The organism is Shewanella sp. UCD-KL21, from assembly GCF_001957135.1.
In the GTDB taxonomy this organism is placed as follows: domain Bacteria; phylum Pseudomonadota; class Gammaproteobacteria; order Enterobacterales; family Shewanellaceae; genus Shewanella.
This window is the reverse complement of sequence record NZ_MPHK01000027.1, coordinates 17222-39869: the sequence shown is the minus strand read 5'-3', so window position 1 is coordinate 39869 and position 22648 is coordinate 17222. Positions and strand designations below refer to the sequence as shown.

Sequence of the window (22648 nt, the reverse complement as noted above, 5' to 3'; positions counted from 1 at the left end):
GTAATCTTATCGGCTAGCATCAGGCTTACTTTATACAAAATTAGCCTAGGTGTCTGTTAAAGCTAAGGTAATAATGCGATTTTTGCACCATTAGCTTAACAATTGAGCTGTGTAAATTTAATAAATTAATAAGTGCTTAAATCCCATAAGCAGCAATCTGACAAAAGTGATCTATGGCAAAAAATAAAACAGCGTATGTGTGTAATGAGTGCGGACAAGATTTTCCTCGCTGGCAAGGACAGTGCAATGCCTGCCAAGAGTGGAATACCATTTCAGAAGTGCGCATTTCGGCGGTTAAATCCTCGGCCAATTCGGTTGCGGGTTATGCAGGCTCTGTCGGCGGCGGCTCAAAAAAACTCCATGAAGTGGAAGAGTTTGAAGCCCAAAAAATGCTCACCGGCATTGGTGAGCTAGATAGGGTCTTATGCGGTGGCTTAACCACGGGCTCAGTGAATATTATTTCAGGCGATCCTGGTGCGGGTAAAACCACTTTACTGTCCGATTTAATTGCTCGCATGTCGCAAGTTATGCCGTCATTATATTGTACCGCTGAAGAGTCACTGTCCCAGTTCAAAAACCGTGTTAACCGCTTAAAGCTCAGTTATAACGAAGAGAACTTATATTTAATGGCTGAAACCAGCGTTGAGGCGATTATTGCTGAGCTGGATGCTAAACAGGTTAAGTTTGCTGTTATCGACTCAATCCAAGCGGTGGTGTCTGAAAGCGCCAATGGAAGCCCGGGCTCGCCATCACAAGTTAAAAGCTGCGCGCAGGCATTAACTCAATATTGTAAGCAAAATAATGTCACCATGTTTTTAGTGGCGCACGTTAATAAAAACAATGAAACCGCTGGCCCGCAAACGCTTATTCACATTGTCGATTGTCTGACCCATATTGAATGCAATGATGGCCAGATTAGAACATTAAGGGCCAATAAAAACCGTTTTGGTGATGTGGATACCGTGGGCATTTTTAAGATGACCGAGCGCGGTATGATAAGTGTTGATAACCCCAGTGAGATTTTCCTTTCTGGCTCAACCACTGAATCCCCCGGTGCGGCCATTACCTGTATCCGTAAAGGCAATCGTAACTTATTACTCGAAATTCAATGCCTAACCACTGAAACCGAAGGCGAGTTTCCGCAGCGGGTTTGTGTGGGGTTGAACATGAACCGGATTAAAATGCTCACAGGGGTGTTACGCAAACATACTCGCACCAAGATTTATCATGATACTTATTTTAATTTGGTGGGTGGCTTGAAGATTGATGAATCAGAAACCTGTATTGATTTAGCCTTAGTGACGGCATTACTCAGTAGCTTGAACGACTTTGTGGTGCCCAGAACCACCTGCATTATGGGTGAACTGAGTTTGAATGGTGATGTTAGACCGATTGATAGTGGTGTGCCGCGGGTAAAAGAAGCGGTGCAACATGGTTTTACCGAGGTGTATATTCCCCATCGTAATTACCATAAATCAATGGAAGGGCTAGGCGCTAAAATTCATCCGATTAAAACCATTCATGAGTTACTGGAATTGATTAACTAACGTGATTAACTGGTTGTTTAGTATTAAAAAAGGAGCCGCGGGCTCCTTTTTTGTATTCATTTTATAGCTCGAATCAAGCGACTAAATCAGTAAGTGTCCGCAAAGGGCAATAACCGGTAATGTCACTAAGGTACGTAAAATGAAAATCACAAATAACTCGAAGAAGTTTACTGGGATTTTACTACCAATCAGTAATGCGCCGACTTCACTCATATAAATTAATTGGGTGACAGACAAGGCCGCAATCACAAAGCGGGTTAAGTCTGACTCAATTGAGCTGGCTAAAATTGAAGGCAAGAACATGTCGGCAAAGCCCACCACAATTGTTGTGGAAGCAACATCGGCCTCAGGTATTTGCAGTAATTCGAGCAGTGGAATAAACGGCATGCCTAAATAGTTAAAAATTGGCGTATTTTCAGCTAATACTAATGCGATGGTACCAATGGCCATAACCACAGGAATAATACCAAATACCATATCAACCACGTTCTTAACGCCTTCGGTTAATACCTGTTTAACGCCACCAGCACGAGAGGCTTTATTGATTGCCTGCTCAAAGCCCCAAGACATTACGCCATGACCTTGTGGGATCATTTCATCATCTGGGTGACGTGGAGTATTATCGATATATAAATCTTTTTTCCATGATAGCGGTGGTAATTTAGGTACGATAATCGCAGCGGCGAAACCGGCTAAACATACGGTTAAGTAAAAAGGCACAAATAAGTGCTCAAGTTTAACTTGAGAGATAACCACTAAACTAAAAGTAATAGATACTGCTGAGAAGGTAGTACCAATTACGGCCGCTTCACGTTCGGTATAAAGACGGGTTTCATACTGCTTGTTGGTCATTAAAATACCAACACTGCCATCGCCTAACCATGATGCCATACAGTCAATGGCGCTTCTTCCTGGAAGGTTGAAGATAGGGCGCATTAACTTGGTTAGCATGGTGCCGAAAAACTCTAAGAGACCGAAGTTAAGTAATAGCGGCAATAGCATGCCTGCAAAAATGAACACTGACAGTAGTACTGGTAGTAGGTCATTGAGTACCAAGGCACCGGTATCAGCTGAGTAAATCACTTCTGAACCAATCTCTAAGTAGGTTAAGACAATGAATACTGCCCCTAAGACACGTACTAACAACCAAAATGGTGAGACATTCAGCAGTGAATGCAAAAACGGGTTCTTACGAACTAATTTGGGGTTTATCAGTTTAGTGAGCACCGACACGATAGCCATAAAGACCACGATACAGGTTACAACCAAAGGTAATATATCAGCGAATTGGTTTTGCACAAATTTAGATACCACAGCAATCGGAATGGTGATAGCGCCATCGTAACTAATGGGTGTCATAAACAATAGCAATCCGATAAGTGACGGAATGATAAAGGTAAGTATTGTTTTGAGATTATATTTTGGTTTTTCTTGAGTCACTTTCTATATGCCTTACCAATTAACGAAATAATCATGGTTGATTTAATCAAACCGTCTTATGGGAAATTTTAATTGCCCAATCGTAGGATAACTAAGCGAGGCAAGGTTACCTGCTTATTTATTCTAAGTAAAACTATTCACCAAAACGAATAATTATGGGCTTTTTATGCTTATCTATATTGTATCGATTCTGAACCGGATTGCACGTATTATTTTCTTTGTAATCAATATGTTATATTGTTGTTGTTAGTGCGGTTTATTGTTATTACAATGTATGGGTGGCTAGTTGTTGGATTGTTGTGGTGCTGTGTTTTTCAATGGTGAGGTAATTGACTGAATTGTAAACATTAGATGTCGATAGCGTTTTTATCAATGTCGATTAAGTATGATAGAGCCGAATTTACAAGGAACAAGATACGCAGTGATAATAAGTAAAAACGAAAAAATTGCTCGATTAGCTTACCTGTTTGGTTTATTAGGCCTGTTGGGGCTTTTTATGGGGATTGGCTCATCTGTGATTATTGAGCATATGCAGCATGGCGATAAGTATAGTTTACTGCAATTTTCAATCAGTGAGCTGGGGACTTATAACCGCTCATCTTCTGCCTTATTGATTAACGGCGGGCTATTTTTTGGTAGCTTAAGTCTGACGATGAGTGCTTTATTTGGCCTACAAATAAACCGTACCATTACTGGTCGGTTATTTTGGCTGGCTCTTATCGTGACTTTTCTTGCCCTTGCTGCCACAGGGCTGTTTCCCCTCAATGTTTATCACTTACATATTCGAGCCGTGTCTATTTTTATTTATTTTGGCTTAATCAGTGCATTACTGGGTTTGGTAAACGGTGTCATTATGCGTCAAGCCCAATATATGCTGCCATTGGTGTTTGCTGGTTTAATGGCGGTGATCCACGGCGCTATTTTAACTTGGCCATATTGGGGCGGGAGTTTAGGTGAGAACCCATTCTCTGAAGGGCTACTATTTCAAGCCATTGTGTCGCAGTCTCCTAAACCGCAAACTTGGTGGTTATCCATCTTATTTTGGCTAAGCATTATAACTACATGGTTGTGGGTTTTGAGCATTTGTCGCTGCTATTTTCTGCCTCAGGGGCAAAGTAAAGCTGATAAGCCAAAGGTGTGACTCTTGGGCAATACTGGTCAGTAGGATACTTATCAGTAAGCGCCCTGTAAGTAGGAGACTTGTTATAAGAGCCTTGTAAGAAAAGAGGCTAAAGCTTACAGCGTTATTTATTCACTGCCTTGCATTAGCCTCAAAACTCAGCAACTGACTAGATATGTTGTAACCCGGCGCTACCGAACCAGTAGCCGTTACAGGATTGGCTATGATCAAACTCGCGAGTTTTCATCGCAATATCATCTTGAGTCTCAGCACTGCTTGCTAAGCGCTTTGTGAGTTCATCTGCAAGCTCAATACAGGCTAATTGGCTCGGTGATACTCTAAAGTAGTTCACTCCCATTTGCTGCATTTGCATCATTTCAGCGGTTAAATCAACAAATGAAGCCGATTGAGTTTGGATGCCGTTGAGTCTCAGTAAATCCTGATGCTCTTGGGTTTGCACCAAAATTCCCTTGGGGTGTTGCTGACAAATGGTCTCACAATTGTCTTTACTCAAATTAAAGTGCTTGGCAGTAAAGCAGCGCGCTGAATGTGCCAGTGGCATATAACCATGGCCCATGACTTCCACTTCAAATTGCGGCGTGTTTTCGCCCTCACCAATCACGGTTTCAAGCCATGACTTTGATAACTCAAATGGCATGACAAAGCGTTGCATGCCCATTTTATGCAAAATATCTAAGCTGGCTCGATTGTAGTTATTAATGGTTGGGCCACAAATGAACGGCAGTTTGGCCTCAGAGGCTAATTGCACGCCAGCCATATCATTGGCTTCAATGATTAATTCGCCATTATCGATATACTTTTTAAGTTCGCCGAGCTCAGATTGTGCCTCGATTAATGCCATGGTTGAAAGCACCACATTTTTACCCGATTGCTTGAGCATAGTGGCGATGGCGAAGTAATCTTTAAATTTCATTAACCGGCGTCTGCTGCAAACGGTTTCACCTAAATAAATAGTATCAACTTGGCTTTGCGCTGCCTTGTCATAAAATTGTTCCGTGGTGTCTTTGTCCCAGCAATAGCTAATGGCGCCCAGTGAGATTTTCATATTGTTATTTACTGCCATTGCCGCTCGTACGCTCCTAATGTGGTGACTTGTCCTTCAGATACCTTAGCTAAGGTATGATTCCATCTGGCTTGCTCTTTAAAGGCGCTAGGATTGTTGTGATAGCTATCAATCGCTTCTCGCCAAACCCGGGTGACTTGCTCTACATATGCAGGGCTGCGTTGACGACCTTCTATCTTTAGCGATTTAATCCCAGCTTGGGCAAGTTGAGGTAATAGGCTTAAGGTATTTAAGCTGGTGGGGGACTCTAACAGGTAATCGGCTTTGCTATCCGCTTCAGCAATATAGCGGCCTTTACAAACCACGGGGTAGCCAAGTTGTTGGTCAATACCTGTAGTATCAATCAGCACGTCATTTAGCCTTGTAAGGCATTGGTTGCCTTGCTCTTGCCATCTCACATCTTTCGCTGGCGAACAAGAGCCGCCTGTATTGGGTGATTGGCCAGTGACATAAGACGATAAATGACAGCGTCCTTCAGCCATAATGCACAAGCTACCAAAGGCAAACACTTCTAACTCTACCGAGCTGCATTTGGCTAGGTCACGCACTTGCTTCATTGATAACACTCTCGGTAATACCGCGCGTTCAATATTAAAGTTTTGCTGATAAAAATCGAGTGCGGCTTGATTAGTCGCCGACGCTTGCACTGAAAGGTGCAATGGCAAATGCGGATAACGGCTGCTGGCATAATGAAGCAGGGATATATCTGCGGTAATAAGTGCATCCATTTGCAGCTGGGCGGCTAAATCAATCGCCTGGTACCAGCGGGTTTCTTCCCCAGGTTTTGGATAAGTATTTAAGGTTAAAAATACTTTTCTGCCTTGGGCATGGGCAAGCTTGGTGGCTTGTTTTAGTTGTTCTGGGGTGAAGTTTAAACCTGCAAATGAACGGGCATTAGTATCATCTTTTAAACCTAGATAAACGGCGTCAGCGCCCGCTCTAAAAGCGGCTTTTAATGAGGCTAAATTTCCTGCAGGGCACAAGAGTTCCATATTCTCTCTCTCAAATTTCGATTGAAAGTGAGTGTAAAGTTGAATGACATCACATGATTTGATTTGAAACAGGTTTCAATTGATAAAATGTGAGTAAACTAGCTTAAATTGGAATCTTGTCAGTGTAGGAGTATGAATGTCTTTCGGTTTTTCTGGAAAGGTTGCTAAAAACTTGCTTAATATCGCCCCTAAAGTCGCCACTCAGTCTCTTGCTGTTGTCCCTGAAAAGGTGAAGTTGGATCTTCTGGCAAAAATGTTGTCACTGTCGTTAAGTGAGCAAATTAAATTTGGTGAGTTAGATTTTCTGCAAGGTAAGTGGGTAGCGATTTGTGTGCAAGACATCGCGCTGCATTTTGAAATTAGTTATGATCAGAAGTTACTATTACGTCCTTTGACGCAAGCGGATGTGACTTTTACTGCCAATGTGCCTGAGTTATTACTGGTTGCTGCGGCCAAAGAAGATCCTGACACGTTATTTTTTCAACGTAAGCTGCGTATTGAAGGTGATACCGAGTTAGGGCTTGAAGTGAAAAACTTATTGCTCGGTATTGAGCTTGATACGTTACCAACAGCGGTAAAACTTAGCATTGAAAAGTTAGCCATTACCCTACAAACGTTACAAGGCTATGCTAATGAGCAGGCCGCGGCCACGGCGTAATATTCAGTCATATTGGCTCAGATGATGAGCGTTAGACATGGCATGAATATCAACATCAAAAAAGGCGCTCATTAGCGCCTTTTTTGTCATTTAGTTTAAGGGTTAAACCTTACCTGTAATGACTTCATATTTATACTGCAGCTCAGCTGGGGTTTCTGCGTGGCTGGGATCAGGATCAATGCAATCAATTGGGCAAACTGACACACAGGTCGGCTTTGCATAATGACCAACACACTCGGTACATAGCGCAGGATCAATTTCATAGATCTCTTCACCCATGGTGATAGCCTCATTAGGGCACTCAGGCTCACACATGTCGCAGTTAATGCAGCTATCGTCGATTAGTAATGCCATTTAGTTGATATACCTTATAAAATTCATTTGTAACAATTGCTTATGTATATTCCATATAATGGTAAAAATTACCCGGTCCCGACTTTCAATGATTCATCAAATAGATTTTCATGTACTTAACCATGAAGAATGACCTAAATGAACGCAAAGACTTAATAAGCGTTGAATGACTGCGCTGATCTATTGCATTTTTAACACGCTATAAATCTTTCAATCGTTGATTATATCACACAGAGATAGCCCGCCTAGGGTTAAGCGAGAAATTCACCGTCTAGCTCAAGTTTTGCAGTGGAGATTATCGCGACCACGATTAATTCAATGAAAGGATTCATTTTTGAAGGGGTTGACCCTCTATTTCAGATTATGAAGTGAATGAGTTCGCGACTAATATGTAGAAATTATAATTTAGCTACTATGATTTAACTAAGCCCTCAGAACCACTTTTTGCTGACTTATCGAGAATAAAAAATGGAAGATAAAAGCCCAACCCAGCAACAGTATGATGATGTTTTATCATTTTCAGATCGATTACATCAATCAGGGTGCGCGCCATACTCAGTGGCGAAATATACCCAGTCTTATGTGGCTCATCAGCAGATAGATATCGCCATTGATGTTACCCCAACTAAAATTGTGACCATTTTCGAGCAACCCACTCAGAAAATGGTGATGCAAACTAAAAATCCACCGTCAGTCAATTTACGCAATTTAGTGGCAACCCTAAAGGCAATACACTCAAAAGAAAAGTATCAAGGGGTGCCGAGTTACTCGAATTTGACCTTAGGGATTGCCAACCTATTACTGCCGCCTTGCTATTTGATGCTGGTGGGGAGCACGTATCTTGCGGCAATGATTTCGGTTTTTTTAGGGTTAATCGCCTGGTTAGCCCAACTAATGTGCACCGGGCAGCGAGCAATACTGGTTGAGTTCATTGTGGCGTTTATTGCCAGTTTTGTGGTGGGGATATTGGCCGCTCAATTTCCTGAGTTACCGGTGTTAGCTTTATGTATCTCATCCATTGTACTGTTTATCCCAGGTCTCACTGTCACCAATGGTTTAGCCAGTCTTGCCTTAAATGACTTTCGCTCAGGCATAGAGTTATTGGCCCAAAGTAGTTTGGTGGTGATAAAAATATTCATTGGCGTGGTGATGGGCTTAGGCTTATCAAGCTTGCTTGTGGGTCATGTAGCCGCTGCGCCATTTATTAATGAAATCCCTTTAGGTTTGCATATTCTGGCGTTAATTGGCATATCGGTTGCGATTGGACTGATTTTCAATGCCAGTTGGCAAGATATTATTATTGGCCTGCCCGCTGCTGCAGTTGGCATGTGGGGGCCACATTGGTTTACCTCTGATTGGGTTATCGGCACTTGGATTAGCACCATGATTATCACTCTTTATGGGCTGTTAGCCGGTAAAGCACGTAAAGTGCCTGCGTTAGTGTATATCATCCAAGGGGTGATCATTTTAGTGCCAGGAAGCCGGATCATCGTTGGCGCCAGTGAATCATTCTTTGCCACTGCAATATTGCCTATTCCCAGTATTGGCATGTCAGCATTATTGATGTTTTGTTCGATTATGGCAGGGCAGATCATGGTTTATTCCATTTTCAATGACCGCTTTTTGTTTAACCATAAACGCAAGTAATCGATATCAATTAAGAAAAACTAAACACATGAAAAAAGCGCCTAACGGCGCTTTTTAGTTGTCATGTTTTATCGACATTTTTTGATTATCGATTAGGCTGTGACGTCGCGGCGAATTGCTCTGCCAGGCTTAGCATCCATAAGCAGTTGCCCTTGCTCAATAATCGATTGGCCATTGACTAACACATGCTGCATACCCACTGATAGCTTATTGGGCTCAGTAAATGAGGCCATATCTTTAAAGCTATTGAGATTAAATACCACTATGTCGGCATCTTTACCCACTTGCATACGGCCTTTGTTACGCATTTGCGGCACAGCATCTTCGATGATATGACAAGCATTTAAGCTGGTACGCTTCATTGCCTCGACTAAATTGACTTCTTTATACTCAACGACGTATTTATTTACAAAGCGGGCAAAACACCCTACTGAGCGGGGGTGAGCAAAAGCATCGCTAGGTAATGGCCATACATCACCTTCAATCAATTTACCTTTGCTGTCCATCCACGGCATGGCATCAGAGGCAATAGCGGCATCAGGAAACAACACCGAACGCTTCATCATGCGTAAGTCTTCTTTACTGTCGTCAGGTTTTAAGAAGTGAATAACGATCACTTCACCCGGATTGGTTTTTCGTAGTTCATCGATTTTGGTTTGGGTCATGGGCACGCCATTGGCTTCCATGTAACTTGCATCGGGAACACCAAAGCGGTCAATCCATTCTGGGCCAGCAAATAGAGCGGCGCCTACTGGGGTTGAGCCTGCGCCATAGGGATAAGCTTCAGTGGTAATCGGCAAACCAGAATCAACAGCTTCTTGTACTAGGTCGGCGCAATCATCAATATCTCGCACTGAAGTACTATTAAGGTGACAAATATGCATATGCGCACCAGTGGTGGCGGCTAAACTGATTAACTCTTGATAGGCTTCAAAGCTTGATTTGGGCTCCATGCCGTTGGCATAACGCACATGGGTGTAGGTGGGCACATCAAAACTTTTTGCCAGTTTAGCTAAGCCGTAATACTCTTTATGGCCATAACCTGGCGCATAGCCACCATTAATACCAATCCCTAAACCGCCTTCTTTCAAGCCTTGTTCAACACCAGACAAAATGGTGTTGAGCTCTACATCAGTGGCGATATCATTTTGCCAATTTTTTAAACTAAAGGCTTTTTGGAACCAAGTAATGGTGCCATCAGCAGGGGGCATTTCACTTTCAATTGCCATAATGCGTGCATAGGTCCAAGCCACTGAGGCGCCGTAGTTTATTGGGCGACCTTCTTTAGCGGTGTCATCATAATACTTACCAATGGGTAATAGACCTGATTCCAATTCAAGGGCGGTAGTGACGCCATCAAAGGCTTGAGCTCTGGCTGCGGGTAATTGTTGTCCATGGGCGTGAAGATCGATAAAGCCTGGGGCAACTACAAGTCCGCTGGCATCAATGACTTTTTTACCTGTGAGCTTTTCTGTGGAAATTGCGGCAATTTTGTCGTCTTTAATGCCGACATTACGCACCGCATCTAAACCGGTTTCGGCATCAATTACACGACCATTGCTAATCACCACATCAAACGGGCCGGTTTGATTTGGCATTAACTGTGGCTTTTTGGCGGCCTTGTTAGCTTCAGCTACGGCAGTCGATGAAAGTGTCATCGCTGCTGCACCAATGGCTAGCTTTTTCATGGTATCGCGTTTGGTTTGATCAACTTCAGCGGTTAATTTGTCATCTTGATTTAACTCGGACATCATTTACTCCTTACGCGCCAGTATCCTTGGCTATAACACAATGAATAAACGGCTTGTTATTCACTGCTTTTAGGGTCTGTTTACAGCATAGTCGATTTATATTTAAACCACTAAGCTGGCTAACTTTTCACGCATTATACTTTCGTCCATACCGCCTTTGGGGGCAATAAAGACTAAACGGGTTGCTCTTGCTTCATCGTGTTCCCACGGCTCGCCAACAGTGACATTGGCGCGTTGGCCGGTACATTGAAATATGCAGCGATGATCAGGTCGATCGGATAAATTCAAAATACCTTTCATGCGGTAGGCATCGACGGAAAACTGCTGTAATAGCGGATAAAGACTTTGCAAAGACAGCGGCTTGTCGGTTTCGAAGCTAAAAGTATCAAAGCTGTGGTTTACATGGTCATGGTGGCTGCATTGGCTGTGGTCATGGTCGGTACCTTGGTGCTGACAAGCATGCTCATGGCTAAGTTTTACTAACCGCTCAGGTACATCAAATAAAATCGGTAATGCAACTTTTCCAAACTCCATTTCAACCAGTTTGGCAAAAGGGGCTTGGGTTTGGCACCATGCTTTGACTTGTTCTAGCTTATCAGTGTCAACTAAATCAACTTTATTGACTAATACGATATCGGCGACTTGTATTTGTTGTTCAGACAAGTTGGCCATTGAACCTTCTAAACTTAAAATATTTTCAGCATCGATAGTGGTGATAATTGCGTTCAATGGTGCGTGGGCTTGTAGCTCAGGATCTTCAAATTGCAGCGCCACTTCTTTAGGTTCGGCAATACCTGAGGTTTCCACAATAATATGATCTGGGCGCTCTTCAAGTGCCAGTAGGCGCATCACTGATACCACTAAACCTTCAGCAAGGTTACAACACACACAGCCATTTTCGAGGCTAATCATGTTTTCGCTTTGGGATTTAACTAGCTCTGCGTCGACATTAATGGAGCCAAAATCATTCACGATCACGGCCATACGCATGCCATTAGCATTGGTTAAGATATGGTTTAACAGGGTGGTTTTTCCTGCGCCTAAAAAACCCGCTAAGATGGTGACTGGAATAGGTTTTTTACTCATAACTGCTCTCTTATTATTGGAAAATTAAATCAATCGAAGCAAAGAAAAAGGCTAGCGCTATGAGAATATAGACTGGCTAGCCTTTTTAAGGAGTGCTTTTATGCAGTAACTTGACGGCGAACCGGTTGTCCCGGCATTGCATCAAGGTGTAACTCGCCGTTTTCAATCAGAGGTGAGCCATTTACCAACAGATACTTCATTCCTGCCGCAAGCTGGTTTGGTTGGGTAAAGGTCGCGGTATCTTTTACTTCATCAAGCTTGAAAATAGCCAAATCAGCGTCTTTGCCCACTTGAACTCGGCCTTTGTTTTTCATCATAGGCACAGCATCTTCAATAATGCGACAAGCATTTAAGCTGGTACGCTCCATCGCTTCAAGCAAAGAAATGGCTTTATACTCATTAACGTATTTATTGACGAACCTTGAAAAGCAGCAAAGTGAGCGCGGATGGGCAAATGCATCAGCTGGCAGTGGCCATACGTCACCTTGAATTAACTCGCCTTTGCTGTTGAGCCAAGGCATAGCATCCGAAGCGATAGCTGCACCTGGGAATAGTACTGAGCGATCCATTTTATGGCGATCATCTTTACTTTCGTCAGGTTTTAAGAAGTGCATTACCACTACAGTGCCGGGCGCTGTGGCTTGTAATTCGGTGATTTTTTCTTGGGTAAGGGCTTTACCGTTGGCTTCCATATAGCTGGCACTTGGTACACCCCAGCGTTGCAGCCAATCATCACCTCGGAAAACTTCCGCTCCAACTGCTGAAGATCCTGCGCCATAGGGGTAAGCCTCAGTGGTAACCGGTAGGCCGCGATCAATTGCTGATTGAATTAAATCAGCGCAGTCTTCAATGTCTTGTACTGAGGTGCTGTTAAGGTGACAGATATGCATGTGCGCACCAGTGGTGGCAGCTAGACTAAGCAATTCTTGATAAGCTTCAAAACTTGATTGAGGTTCGGCGCTATTTAGATAGCGCACGTGAGTATAAGTCGGCACTTCATAACGTTTGGCTAATTTTGCCAGTTGGAAATTTTCTTTGTGGCCATAACCTGGGGCGTAACCGGCGTTAATACCAATCCCTAACCCGCCTTCTTTAAGGCCTTGTTCAACTGAAGACAAAATCTGCTTTAATTCGTCATCTGTGGCTAAGGTATTTTGCCAGTTAGTTAAAGAAAACGCTTTTTGGAACCAAATAATGGTGCCATCGGCAGGGGCAACATCTGGCTCTTTTGCCATAACGCGGGCGTATGTCCATGCAACTGAGGCGCCATAGTTAATCGGGCGACCTTCTTGAGCGCAGTCATCATAAAACTTGGCAATAGGTAACAGGCCTGACTCCATTTCAAGTGCGGTCGTCACACCATCGAATGCTTGAGCACGGGCGGCTGGCAATTGCTGGCCATGGGCGTGGAGATCAATAAAGCCCGGCGCAACCACTAAGCCTGTGGCATCAATGACTTTTTTGCCTTGTAATTTATCCGTTGAAATAGCGGCAATACGATTGCCTTTAAGGCCGACGTTACGAATGGCATCTAATTTGGTTTCAGGGTCAATGACCCGGCCATTTTCAATAACAATATCAAATGGGCCCTTTTCATTGGCCATGAGCTTAATTTGCTGCTCAGTGAGTTTGTCTGATGCGGCTTGCAAAACTGAGGCAAATGGAAGCGCTGCAGTACCAACAGCACCCGCTGCAAGCTTAGTTAGCGTAGAACGTTTTGACTGGTCGACATTGTTAGCGGTTAAATCATTTAGGTTGGTATCGTCTTTCATTTTTTATCCTCATTTATTCATGCAATAAAAATAGTAAAAACTGGCAACAGGTGAAACGGCAAGCACCGTAAAAGCAACTTTAAACAGCTTTGCTCTAAATTTGTTTAATGTAAAGCACACTTTGATACTTTTGTTGTGTAAGTGTGCTTTTTTTTGGGGGGGTAAATTATAAATATCTCTGGGCTTAGGTTAACGGCTTTGCTTGCGGTGGTTAGTCGTATCGCTCTGAGTTTGTTACTAATATTGTGTTATTGATAAACGTTTGCCGCTGTAATACTTATTACTGATATTAATTAATAGCATAGATTAGAGGAACTCATATTTGAAGGATCTAACCCTTCAAACTGTGATCAAGCTTCGCCGATAATAAATGATAGGTGATATCTGACTAAATGATAGCTCATGAGTTTTTATATGCAGTAGGCTGGATCTTGAGTAGGCGACAGAGTTGAGTGGGTGATTGAAGTTGATTGAAGCTGAGTGAAGTTGATTGATAAGGTAGAAGTTGATTGAAAAGTAGAAGTTGAGTGAAATATAAAGTTTGAGCGAAAGAGCTGGCTTGTATTGCATTGGTGGGTAAACATTTTCACAACAGTCACAGTTATGGCCTAAAAGGCAATAACTGCAACAGCTGAAAATGGATAACCCCAGTTACACAGACTTATGCAGCAGGTCTAGCTAACGGGCTTAAATTGCTTGATGTGGATTACGGCTATCTTGCCCTTGAGGCAGATTGCGCATTAAAATCGCTTTATCCAGCTCGACTTCTGCAGGCACTGCTAAAAACACAAAGTGTCCTGAACCTAGCCCGGCTTCTACTGACTCACCTTTGCGATTAACTAATTCTGAGATCGTTAAGGTGATATTGCCTTGTGGGGTCATTAACTCAACACTGTCACCGACAGAGAATTTGTTCTTAACGTCGATTTCAGCCGCGCCGGCATCATTGCGTTTACCGGTAAATTCACCAACAAATTGCTGGGTATCACTGATTGAGTAGCCGTAATCATAGTTCTGATATTCGTCATGAACGTGGCGACGTAAAAAGCCTTCGGTATAACCACGATGCGCCAAACCTTCAAGGTTGTGCATTAGGGTGCGGTCAAAATCTTTACCTGCTACGGCATCTTCAATGGCTTGACGATACAACTGCGCGGTTCTCGCTACGTAATAAAAAGATTTTGTACGGCCTTCAATTTTTAATGAGTCGACACCCATTTTAGTTAAACGCTCAACGTGTTGAATGGCACGTAAATCTTTTGAATTCATAATATAAGTGCCATGCTCATCTTCATAAGCTGGCATATATTCACCCGGGCGGCCGGGTTCTTGTAATAACACGACTTCACTTGATGGCTGACCGGCGCCCAATGTTGGCGGGGTTTCTAACTGCACACCATGCTGGTCAACAAGCCCTTGTGGGTTTACTGCAATAATGTCACCGGTTTCAGTTTGCTTGGCTTCATGAACATCGTACTTCCAACGACAAGCATTGGTGCAAGTGCCTTGGTTAGGGTCGCGCTTATTGATGTAACCAGAGAGTAAGCAACGGCCTGAGTAAGCCATACATAATGCGCCATGGACAAACACTTCTAATTCAATATCAGGGCATTGCTGACGAATTTCTTCAATTTCATCTAACGATAATTCACGAGATAAAATAACTCGTTTAATGCCTTGTTGCTGCCAAAACTTTACCGAAGCCCAGTTAATGGCGTTGGCTTGTACAGACAAATGCACCACTTGATCTGGAAAGGCTTCACGTACCATCATGATAAGGCCAGGATCTGACATGATAATGGCGTCAGGTTTCATCGCCACAACAGGTTCCATATCACGGATGTAAGTTTTTAGCTTGGCATTGTGGGGGGCAATGTTGCTGACCACATATAATTTTTTATTGAGCGAATGGGCTTCTTGGATCCCCATGGCGAGGTTTTCCATTTTGAAGTCATTATTACGAACTCGAAGGCTATAACGAGGCTGACCGGCATATACAGCATCTGCACCGTAGGCAAATGCGTAGCGCATATTTTTAAGGGTTCCAGCTGGAGACAATAGCTCTGGTTTAAACATAATAACTCTCAATTTGATGAAAACTCGCACACAGCGCGGGGGCGGCATTTTACTGAAGTATGGCTGTTGAATGCAAATATTTCCTCTGTGATTGTGGTTACAGTCAAATTTGCTCATCTTTAATGGAATAAAATCCCCATAGTCGTTCTTTTTCTTTATTCAAATAAGCCACATAACTGATACAATTGTTCACAAGGCGATAATAATAATACAACGGGCTGAATTGATGACGACTGAACACCAACTCCTAGTGGGTTTACTGAAAAAGCTTAAAGATGATGCATTGGTACTGCCAACGCTCCCAGAAGTGGCCATGAGAGTGCAAGAGGTGGTATCGAACCCTAATAGCAGCTTAAAGCAGGTGGGTGATATTATTGGCCAAGATGCGGCGATTTCGGCGCGCATCATTAAGGTGGCAAATAGTGCATTATATAGCCGTGGTAACAAGGCTGAAAACATCAGTGCCGCGGTCAATCGTATTGGCTTAGTGCAGATTAAAACCATTGTTACCTCCGTTGCCTTAGAGCAATTGTTTATCTCTACCAATGAGATGGTGTGGGAGGTGATGGACGAAGTGTGGCAAACCTCCATTGAAGTGACTGCAGCAGCAGGGGCATTACTTGCCATTTATAACAAGCGTAATCCGAATAAAAAACTAGACGCTGAAACATTAACCTTAGCGGGTTTAGTACATAACATTGGCGCGCTGCCGGTGTTATCAGAAGCTGAAACAAGGCCGGATACCTTTACCAGTATTGAGCAATTACGCGGTCTTGTGCGTAAAATGCAAGGGCCTATAGGGCGGGCGATTTTAAAGACTTGGGATTTTGCCCCAGAACTGATGGAAGTGGTTGAGCGCTGGGCTGATCTGCATTACCTCTCTGAGCAGGTCACGTATTTGGACTTTATTCGCTCAGCGGCCTATTACTCAGGTGAGTTAAGAGCAGGTCCCGAGCTTGAGCTGCGGTTGGCATTATTTGCCACAAGAGGCTTACCGGTTACTCCTGAAGATTTAGAGAGTGATGAGTTTTTAGATGTTTATCACTCGATAAAACAGAGCTATCAATAAGCATTAATTCAAGCCTGATGGCTATTGAGTTAACGTTAATAAGGCTAACGCTAATAAAGCAAGAAAATAGAGGCACTCGGTTGTGTTAACTGTTGAAATTATGATTATTGTGTTTATTGGCTTAATTTTGCTGCTCGGTATTTTACTGGGCGGCTTTTTTCAGCAAGGGCGCTTTATTAGTGAGTTAACTCAAACCCTTGATGTCAATAGTACCAATAAGCTACCGTTAAGTTTCAAACATACTCCTCGGGCTTTTAAACCTCTTATTCGCAATCTAAATCAACTACACAAAAATAATCCTATTAATCTTGATCGTGACAAACTGACAGGACTGTCCAATCGAGTGGGTTTTAAACGCAAGATGTTTGCCAAAATGCCAGCGACCGAAGGTATGTTGATTTTGGTTGATATTCAGCAGTTTAGGTTTGTGAATGATTTATTTGGCTTTGTCTTTGGCGATCAATTATTACAAGCATTTACGGTGCGGATTAAAGGCTTAACTAAGCCTCCTGCTTTTGTATCGAGAATGAATGGTAATGAGTTTTTGCTTTTTTATCCTCATTCATTATTGAGCCAAGATTTACAGGATATGAAGCAGCACTTACAAGGCTCATTTGAAATTGAACAAACGCCAATCAGTATTAAAGTTCAACTGGGGGTATTGGAGTTAAATAAGCACCATGCTGATGTCAGTTTAATGCTAAGAAGGTTGGATTTAGCCCTTAAAAAAGCTAAGCGCAGCAGTGGCTCTGTTGCTTTTTATAATCAAGATGATGATAAAGCCCAGTATCGTGAGCTATTAATTATCAATAGCTTACCTAAAGGTTTAAAGCAGCATCAATTGTACATGGTATACCAACCAAAATTGGACATGAACTCAGGTGCTTGTCATCAAGTTGAAGCGCTTATTCGTTGGAAACATGCTGGTCTAGGTGACATTTCTCCTTCGGAGTTTATTCCATTAGCTGAGCATACTGGCATTATCGATTTAGTTAGCAATTGGGCGCTGGATGAAGTGTTAAAGCAACAGGTTAAATGGATTAACAAAGGCTTAAATATCAACGTGGCAGTGAATTTGTCCACCAAAGATTTAGAGAATAAACAGCTTCCGCTCATCATAAGCAGTAAGTTGCTGCAATATAAAGTGCCAGCGCAAAACTTGACTATAGAAATTACTGAAAGCGCCTTGATGATTGACTTGAACAGCACCATTGAAACGCTAAATGCCCTTAGGGACATCGGGGTCTCCATCGCCATTGATGATTTTGGCACTGGCCACTCTTCTCTTGCTTACTTGCGCCATCTTCCCGTGGATGAGGTAAAGATTGATAAAGCGTTTTTGGAAGATTTTAATTGTGATTTACAGGCTAACAAAATTGTCAAAACCAGCATCGATTTAGCCAGTAGCTTAGGGTTTAATGTCACGGTTGAAGGCGTAGAAACCAAGGCGGTATTTGATACCTTGATTGGATTTGGCGCCAACACCATCCAAGGGGATTATTTTAGTAAACCCCTTCGGCCTAGTGAGTTAGAACAATGTTTAACTCAGTTAACTTATCCGGTTAGCGCGAGTTAACTTCTTGCTCAATAGCTAATCTTGAGCAAATTGTGATTGTAGCTGTGCGATCAGCTCAACTGGCATCGGCGCCATTTGTCGTTGTTGATTCATGCAAACCATTTCTATGGTCGCTGTCACAGCTGGCTTGTTAGCATTAGGTCGCCAAATTTCCTGTTGCCACACAGTGCGATATTTACTTTCAAAATAATATCGAGTGCGAACGTCAATAATATCTGCAAATTCAACCCCATCATGACAGAGCATATCGGTGCGATACACTGCAAACCCCAATTGTTGTTGCTGCCATAAGCTATTTAGCACATCGGCGCCAATCACATGCTCTCTGGCTCTTTCGAAATACTTTAAAAAGTTAGGATGATACACAACCCCTGAAAAGTCGGTGTCTTCATAATAGATTTGCACCGGAAAGTGAAACCTTGGGCTATATGCTATTGTTTTTGTGCTCATTCGCTACTCAGTTAGGCTAATTTGGGTATTAAGGTAAAACCTATGGTTATTGTCACCTATTTAAACCATTTTAAACAGACTATTTCAGTTGATATACCTCAGTTACATACTGCTCAGACCTGCAATGATATTACATTGTGAATGGTTTTAAGCACCATAGCCGAACCGATGCTTAATTTTTAGCTCACCTTTTGCTGCATAGACAGTGGCAGTAATTGTGTTTCACCAGTTAGCATTTGGTAAGCGCTATCGGCGTTGACCGCAGGGCTGAAGATATAACCTTGACCGACATGACATTGATACTGAATTAACTTTAATAATTGCAGCTCGGTTTCAATCCCTTCGGCAACAATTTGCATATTTAGGTCATTACCTAGGTTGATAATGTTTTTAAGCACACTGCTAGCCGCTTTATTATCTAAGAAATTGTCGATGAAACCTTTATCAATTTTTAAGGTATCTAGCGGGAAATGGGTCAGGTAATTCAATGAAGAATAGCCTTTGCCAAAGTCATCTAAACTGATCCTGATATGCAGTTGATGCAGCTGATTTAGTACTTTTTCAGCGACTTCCACGTTTTCAATTAATAATGATTCGGTAATCTCCAGCTCTAACTTCTCGGCAGGAAAGCCTGTTTCAACTAAAATCGCTTCAATTTGCTGGCAAATATCCGGTTGTGACAGTTGTATCGGCGAAATATTGACTGAAATATTGCCACTTAATAGCCCTTGCTGATGCCATTGATTGCCGGTTATGCAGGCCTGTCTTAATACCCAGTAGCCGATCTCAATAATTTGACCGTTACTTTCAGCTTCTGGAATAAAGCGATTAGGCGGGATCATGCCTTCTTTAGGGTGAAACCAACGCAGTAATGCTTCAAAGGAACTGATCTCACCACTGACTAGAGACACTTTAGGTTGATAGAATAACTCAAATTCATCATTCTCTAATGCCAGTTGCAGTTGCTGCTTGATAGTGATTTTTTCTTGCAGGGCGGTGGAGAGCGCCTCATTAAAAAAGTATGCACTATTACGGCCTGCATGCTTGGCTGCATACATTGCCGTGTCGGCGTGCTTTAGCAAGGTCTTAGCATCTTGGCCATCTTCAGGGTAACAGGCGACCCCAATACTCGCTGAAGTACTGATCCAATGCTGTTGTACCTGGTAACCGCAATTAATGGTTGCTCTTATCCGTTCAACAATAGTCACTAACTGAGCCAACTCACCTGGATTTCGAATGATAATGGCAAATTCATCGCCACCTAAGCGAGCTAATAAGTCATCGCTTTTTATATTGGCTTTTAAACGCTGACTGACCTGAATAATAAGCTCATCACCAATGTCATGGCCCATGGTGTCATTCACTTCTTTAAAGTAATCAAGATCGATAAATACTATGGCAGCGTGAGTATTTTTGATGCTAATTGACGCCTCAAGTTTGCTATTAAATTGGAAGCGATTCGATAACCCCGTTAACGCATCATAGTTCGCTCTTTTTCTAAGTTCAGTAATTTTTTGATGGCGAGTTAATAGGTATAAAAACAGTAATAAGGCACATATTATTAGCAGGCTAATAATGGCGTAATGCCACCAAGCTTGATTAATTTTAAAAGTAAATGTGGCTTGGTGAGGGCTCCATAGGCCGTCACTATTACTCCCTTGTACGATGAAGTCATATTCACCGGCATTGAGGTTAGTATATGTGGCAGTGTTGGTGTTGCCGACATAGGTCCACTCTTTATCAAAACCTTGCAGCATATAGCGATACTGGTTTTTAGTGGGAGCGCTGAAGTCTAATGAGGCAAAGGTAAACTGGACCATATTTCGTTGATAATCTAGGTTTAACTTAGCGAGCTGATTATTACTATTAGGGCCAATATATTCTTGGTTGGCAACAAGTGCCGAAGTAATATGCACTTGAGGCTGAAACTGATTTCTTGTTAGCTTGTCAGTGTCAATTTTAAAGGCTCCATGATTTGTACCAAGAAATAACTCATTGTTTCTAATTGCTATTGCACCATCTGAAAATGAACTGTCTTTTTGGGTGATGGCACTGGGGTATTGGGTTATTTTATTGGTTTTTGTGTCCATGTGCGCAAATTTAGCTTGCGAGGTGATCCATAAATTTCCTTTACCATCACCCACCACGCCCTTGAGGGTATTGCTGGTAAATCCATGCTCTTTGGTGAAGTACTGGATGTTTAGTTCATCACTCCACTTCTCGCCAATCTCAATTCTTGCTAAGCCTAAACCTTGAGTGGCAACCCAAATAATATTATCTTCGTCTTGGTAAATTTTGACCGTGCGAATATTTTCAACCTCATTGCCTAAAGGCAAATGTTTCACTTCATCAGTTTCAGGGTTGATCCGATAAATCGCATTAGTTGATGCCATCCATAATTCGCCGTTATGAATGATTTTTTTGTCGAAGGCAAAGTTACCTCCAGAGCGATATGCATTATCGTAGTGCTCGAAATAGCGTTTTAAAATGCCTTTGTCGGGGTTGAATAAGATCAAACCTACGTCTAAATAGCCGCTTATCCATACATTGCCTTTATTGTCAGGTACCGCGAGATAAAACTCACTAGAGGGGAAGTCATAAGGGTTATTCGGGCTATTACTAAAATGCCTTAAGGTGTCATTATTACTATCATACAGTGATAAGCCATTGGGGCCTGCAATCCATAACTTGTTTTGGTCATCCATCATAGCGCTATAGGGTTCTTTGATAAGCGCATTTTTTATTGGTGCTAAGGTCATTGCTTCTGTGCCAGTGTTAACCTTATCGACACCTTTATCAGTGGCTATCCATACATTTTTTTGCTTATCAGTATCAAACCAATAAACCAAATTACCTGATAACTCGGGTTTAAAAGGGTGAGGGCGATATAATCGAATGCCTTGTTTAAAGCTTGAGTAGCGCGATGCACCATTGTCAGTGCCGAACCAAATACCGCCGGAGGTATCGATTAAAATTTCTTGTACGTAATCATCAGCAAGTGAATGCTCATTATAATCTTGATGTTTAAGGTGACGAAATGTCATGGTGTCGAGCTGTAGTCTGCTGGCACCATGATCGTGGGCAATCCACAGGGTATTGTTATCTTCTGCGGTAATATTAAAAATTTCATTTGAAGCGAGCTGCTGGGAGGAGGGATTATCCTCTTGATGCAGAAATACCTCTGTCTCCATGGTTTCAGGATTAAACTTGATTAAGCCTGTTTGATAAGTGCCAATCCAAACAAGGCCATCTTCAGCCTGAAACACGGTCGATAAGCTTCCATCAAAGATCTCTTGGGTGCGCTTAGCGTTAAAATTGACTAATTCCAGTTTCTGCTTAAGCTGATTTACCTTGGCCAAGCCAAAGTCTGAAGCCACCCAAATGTTATGGTTACTATCGTAAAAAAAGCCTGCGATAGAAGTCTCATATGCTTTATCCGTTTCAACTTCATAGAGGAAGTAGGGGGTAAAGGTTTGAGTGTCTATATTATAGTGACTGACACCAGAGCCGGTGCCAAACCATAGGTCGTTATTATCATCTTCAAATATATCTATTATCCAACTGGAACCTAAGCCATTATTTGATGATTTCATATCATGAATAATAATTTGATTATCTGTGGTTAACTGATTTAAACCATCTTCGGTTCCTATCCATATATCACCATTTTTGTCCTCATGGATGCGAGTGATGAAATTGTTTGATATATGGTGCTTATCATTTAAAGAGAATTGGAAATTGGTGAAGTTAACTCCATCATAGCGACTGGCACCAGCATCAGTACCAAACCAGATAAAGCCATTTTGTTGCTGATAAAGGGTCGTAACACTCGACGAGGGCAAGCCGTCACTGATGGTCAGGGTTTCTAATTGAAATTGTTCGCCATAGCTTTGAGGCGTAAAAAAAACAGTGACACAGGCGCAAGTGATTAACAATACAAGCTGCTTTAACACTCCAAACATCGACTAACCTTTGTTATTATTTTTATTAGTAAAGCACGATAGTAATTTTACATAAATTTATCAG

Annotated in this window: 16 protein-coding genes; 6 read left to right on the top strand and 10 right to left on the bottom strand. The window is 42.3% G+C overall.

Annotated elements, in window-relative coordinates; all coding sequences use genetic code 11:
• Positions 1-173: 173 nt before the first annotated feature.
• Positions 174-1547 (top strand): DNA repair protein RadA, encoded by a 1374-nt coding sequence (gene radA, locus BM739_RS18090; RefSeq protein WP_076543043.1) that lies wholly within the window; start codon positions 174-176, stop codon positions 1545-1547.
• Positions 1548-1628: 81 nt separating this feature from the next.
• Here radA and BM739_RS18085 read toward each other — a convergent pair whose 3' ends face one another.
• The gene (locus BM739_RS18085; protein WP_083698215.1) at positions 1629-2906 is read right to left on the bottom strand and encodes a YjiH family protein; all 1278 of its coding nucleotides are present in this window, start codon (positions 2904-2906) and stop codon (positions 1629-1631) included.
• 502 nt (positions 2907-3408) lie between these two features.
• Between BM739_RS18085 and BM739_RS18080 the strand changes: the two genes are divergently transcribed.
• Positions 3409-4128 (top strand): DUF998 domain-containing protein, encoded by a 720-nt coding sequence (locus tag BM739_RS18080; RefSeq protein WP_076543041.1) that lies wholly within the window; start codon positions 3409-3411, stop codon positions 4126-4128.
• Between the two features lie 148 nt (positions 4129-4276).
• Here the strand turns inward: BM739_RS18080 and BM739_RS18075 are convergent, their stop codons facing one another.
• Together BM739_RS18075 and BM739_RS18070 are read right to left on the bottom strand one after the other, a co-directional pair.
• A complete protein-coding gene (locus BM739_RS18075; RefSeq protein ID WP_076543053.1) occupies positions 4277-5173 on the bottom strand; it encodes a U32 family peptidase in 897 nt (298 codons plus the stop codon).
• 8 nt (positions 5174-5181) lie between these two features.
• Positions 5182-6183, bottom strand: a complete 1002-nt coding sequence (locus tag BM739_RS18070) for a peptidase U32 family protein (RefSeq protein WP_076543040.1) — start codon at positions 6181-6183, stop codon at positions 5182-5184.
• A gap of 136 nt (positions 6184-6319) precedes the next feature.
• Between BM739_RS18070 and BM739_RS18065 the strand changes: the two genes are divergently transcribed.
• Positions 6320-6841 (top strand): SCP2 domain-containing protein, encoded by a 522-nt coding sequence (locus BM739_RS18065; RefSeq protein WP_076543039.1) that lies wholly within the window; start codon positions 6320-6322, stop codon positions 6839-6841.
• Positions 6842-6943: 102 nt separating this feature from the next.
• Here BM739_RS18065 and BM739_RS18060 read toward each other — a convergent pair whose 3' ends face one another.
• Positions 6944-7195 carry a YfhL family 4Fe-4S dicluster ferredoxin gene (locus BM739_RS18060; RefSeq protein ID WP_055023738.1) on the bottom strand — a complete coding sequence of 84 codons (252 nt, stop codon included), beginning with the start codon at positions 7193-7195 and terminating at the stop codon, positions 6944-6946.
• Positions 7196-7663: 468 nt separating this feature from the next.
• Between BM739_RS18060 and BM739_RS18055 the strand changes: the two genes are divergently transcribed.
• Positions 7664-8842 carry a threonine/serine exporter family protein gene (locus BM739_RS18055; RefSeq protein WP_076543038.1) on the top strand — a complete coding sequence of 393 codons (1179 nt, stop codon included), beginning with the start codon at positions 7664-7666 and terminating at the stop codon, positions 8840-8842.
• A gap of 92 nt (positions 8843-8934) precedes the next feature.
• Here BM739_RS18055 and BM739_RS18050 read toward each other — a convergent pair whose 3' ends face one another.
• From BM739_RS18050 to yegQ, 4 genes are all read right to left on the bottom strand, one after another.
• Positions 8935-10593, bottom strand: coding sequence for an amidohydrolase family protein (locus BM739_RS18050; RefSeq protein WP_076543037.1), 1659 nt, complete (start codon positions 10591-10593; stop codon positions 8935-8937).
• A gap of 102 nt (positions 10594-10695) precedes the next feature.
• Positions 10696-11679, bottom strand: coding sequence for a GTP-binding protein (locus BM739_RS18045; RefSeq protein ID WP_076543036.1), 984 nt, complete (start codon positions 11677-11679; stop codon positions 10696-10698).
• Positions 11680-11777: 98 nt separating this feature from the next.
• Positions 11778-13451 carry an amidohydrolase family protein gene (locus tag BM739_RS18040; protein ID WP_076543035.1) on the bottom strand — a complete coding sequence of 558 codons (1674 nt, stop codon included), beginning with the start codon at positions 13449-13451 and terminating at the stop codon, positions 11778-11780.
• 687 nt (positions 13452-14138) lie between these two features.
• A complete protein-coding gene (gene yegQ / locus BM739_RS18035; protein ID WP_076543034.1) occupies positions 14139-15527 on the bottom strand; it encodes a tRNA 5-hydroxyuridine modification protein YegQ in 1389 nt (462 codons plus the stop codon).
• 226 nt (positions 15528-15753) lie between these two features.
• Here yegQ and BM739_RS18030 point away from each other — a divergent pair, with 226 nt between their 5' ends.
• Together BM739_RS18030 and BM739_RS18025 are read left to right on the top strand one after the other, a co-directional pair.
• On the top strand, positions 15754-16596 hold the full coding sequence (locus BM739_RS18030; RefSeq protein WP_076543033.1) for an HDOD domain-containing protein: 843 nt from the start codon (positions 15754-15756) through the stop codon (positions 16594-16596).
• 82 nt (positions 16597-16678) lie between these two features.
• Positions 16679-18172: a bifunctional diguanylate cyclase/phosphodiesterase gene (locus BM739_RS18025; protein WP_139326910.1), complete on the top strand. Its 1494-nt coding sequence runs from the start codon at positions 16679-16681 to the stop codon at positions 18170-18172.
• Positions 18173-18187: 15 nt separating this feature from the next.
• Here the strand turns inward: BM739_RS18025 and BM739_RS18020 are convergent, their stop codons facing one another.
• Entirely contained in the window at positions 18188-18622 is a 435-nt protein-coding gene (locus BM739_RS18020) for a thioesterase family protein (RefSeq protein ID WP_076543032.1), read from the bottom strand.
• A 179-nt stretch (positions 18623-18801) separates the two neighbouring features.
• Complete coding sequence (locus BM739_RS18015; RefSeq protein ID WP_076543031.1) at positions 18802-22584, bottom strand: EAL domain-containing protein; 3783 nt, start codon at positions 22582-22584, stop codon at positions 18802-18804.
• Between the last annotated feature and the right edge of the window lie 64 nt (positions 22585-22648).

What these genes read in the sequence shown, in the direction of transcription:
- radA (WP_076543043.1), top strand. Translation starts at nt 174, where the DNA reads ATGGCAAAAAATAAAACAGCGTATGTGTGTAATGAGTGCGGACAAGAT.
- BM739_RS18085 (WP_083698215.1), bottom strand. Translation starts at nt 2,906, where the DNA reads ATGACACCCATTAGTTACGATGGCGCTATCACCATTCCGATTGCTGTG.
- BM739_RS18075 (WP_076543053.1), bottom strand. Translation starts at nt 5,173, where the DNA reads ATGAAAATCTCACTGGGCGCCATTAGCTATTGCTGGGACAAAGACACC.
- BM739_RS18070 (WP_076543040.1), bottom strand. Translation starts at nt 6,183, where the DNA reads ATGGAACTCTTGTGCCCTGCAGGAAATTTAGCCTCATTAAAAGCCGCT.
- BM739_RS18065 (WP_076543039.1), top strand. Translation starts at nt 6,320, where the DNA reads ATGTCTTTCGGTTTTTCTGGAAAGGTTGCTAAAAACTTGCTTAATATC.
- BM739_RS18060 (WP_055023738.1), bottom strand. Translation starts at nt 7,195, where the DNA reads ATGGCATTACTAATCGACGATAGCTGCATTAACTGCGACATGTGTGAG.
- BM739_RS18055 (WP_076543038.1), top strand. Translation starts at nt 7,664, where the DNA reads ATGGAAGATAAAAGCCCAACCCAGCAACAGTATGATGATGTTTTATCA.
- BM739_RS18050 (WP_076543037.1), bottom strand. Translation starts at nt 10,593, where the DNA reads ATGTCCGAGTTAAATCAAGATGACAAATTAACCGCTGAAGTTGATCAA.
- BM739_RS18045 (WP_076543036.1), bottom strand. Translation starts at nt 11,679, where the DNA reads ATGAGTAAAAAACCTATTCCAGTCACCATCTTAGCGGGTTTTTTAGGC.
- BM739_RS18040 (WP_076543035.1), bottom strand. Translation starts at nt 13,451, where the DNA reads ATGAAAGACGATACCAACCTAAATGATTTAACCGCTAACAATGTCGAC.
- yegQ (WP_076543034.1), bottom strand. Translation starts at nt 15,527, where the DNA reads ATGTTTAAACCAGAGCTATTGTCTCCAGCTGGAACCCTTAAAAATATG.
- BM739_RS18030 (WP_076543033.1), top strand. Translation starts at nt 15,754, where the DNA reads ATGACGACTGAACACCAACTCCTAGTGGGTTTACTGAAAAAGCTTAAA.
- BM739_RS18020 (WP_076543032.1), bottom strand. Translation starts at nt 18,622, where the DNA reads ATGAGCACAAAAACAATAGCATATAGCCCAAGGTTTCACTTTCCGGTG.
- BM739_RS18015 (WP_076543031.1), bottom strand. Translation starts at nt 22,584, where the DNA reads ATGTTTGGAGTGTTAAAGCAGCTTGTATTGTTAATCACTTGCGCCTGT.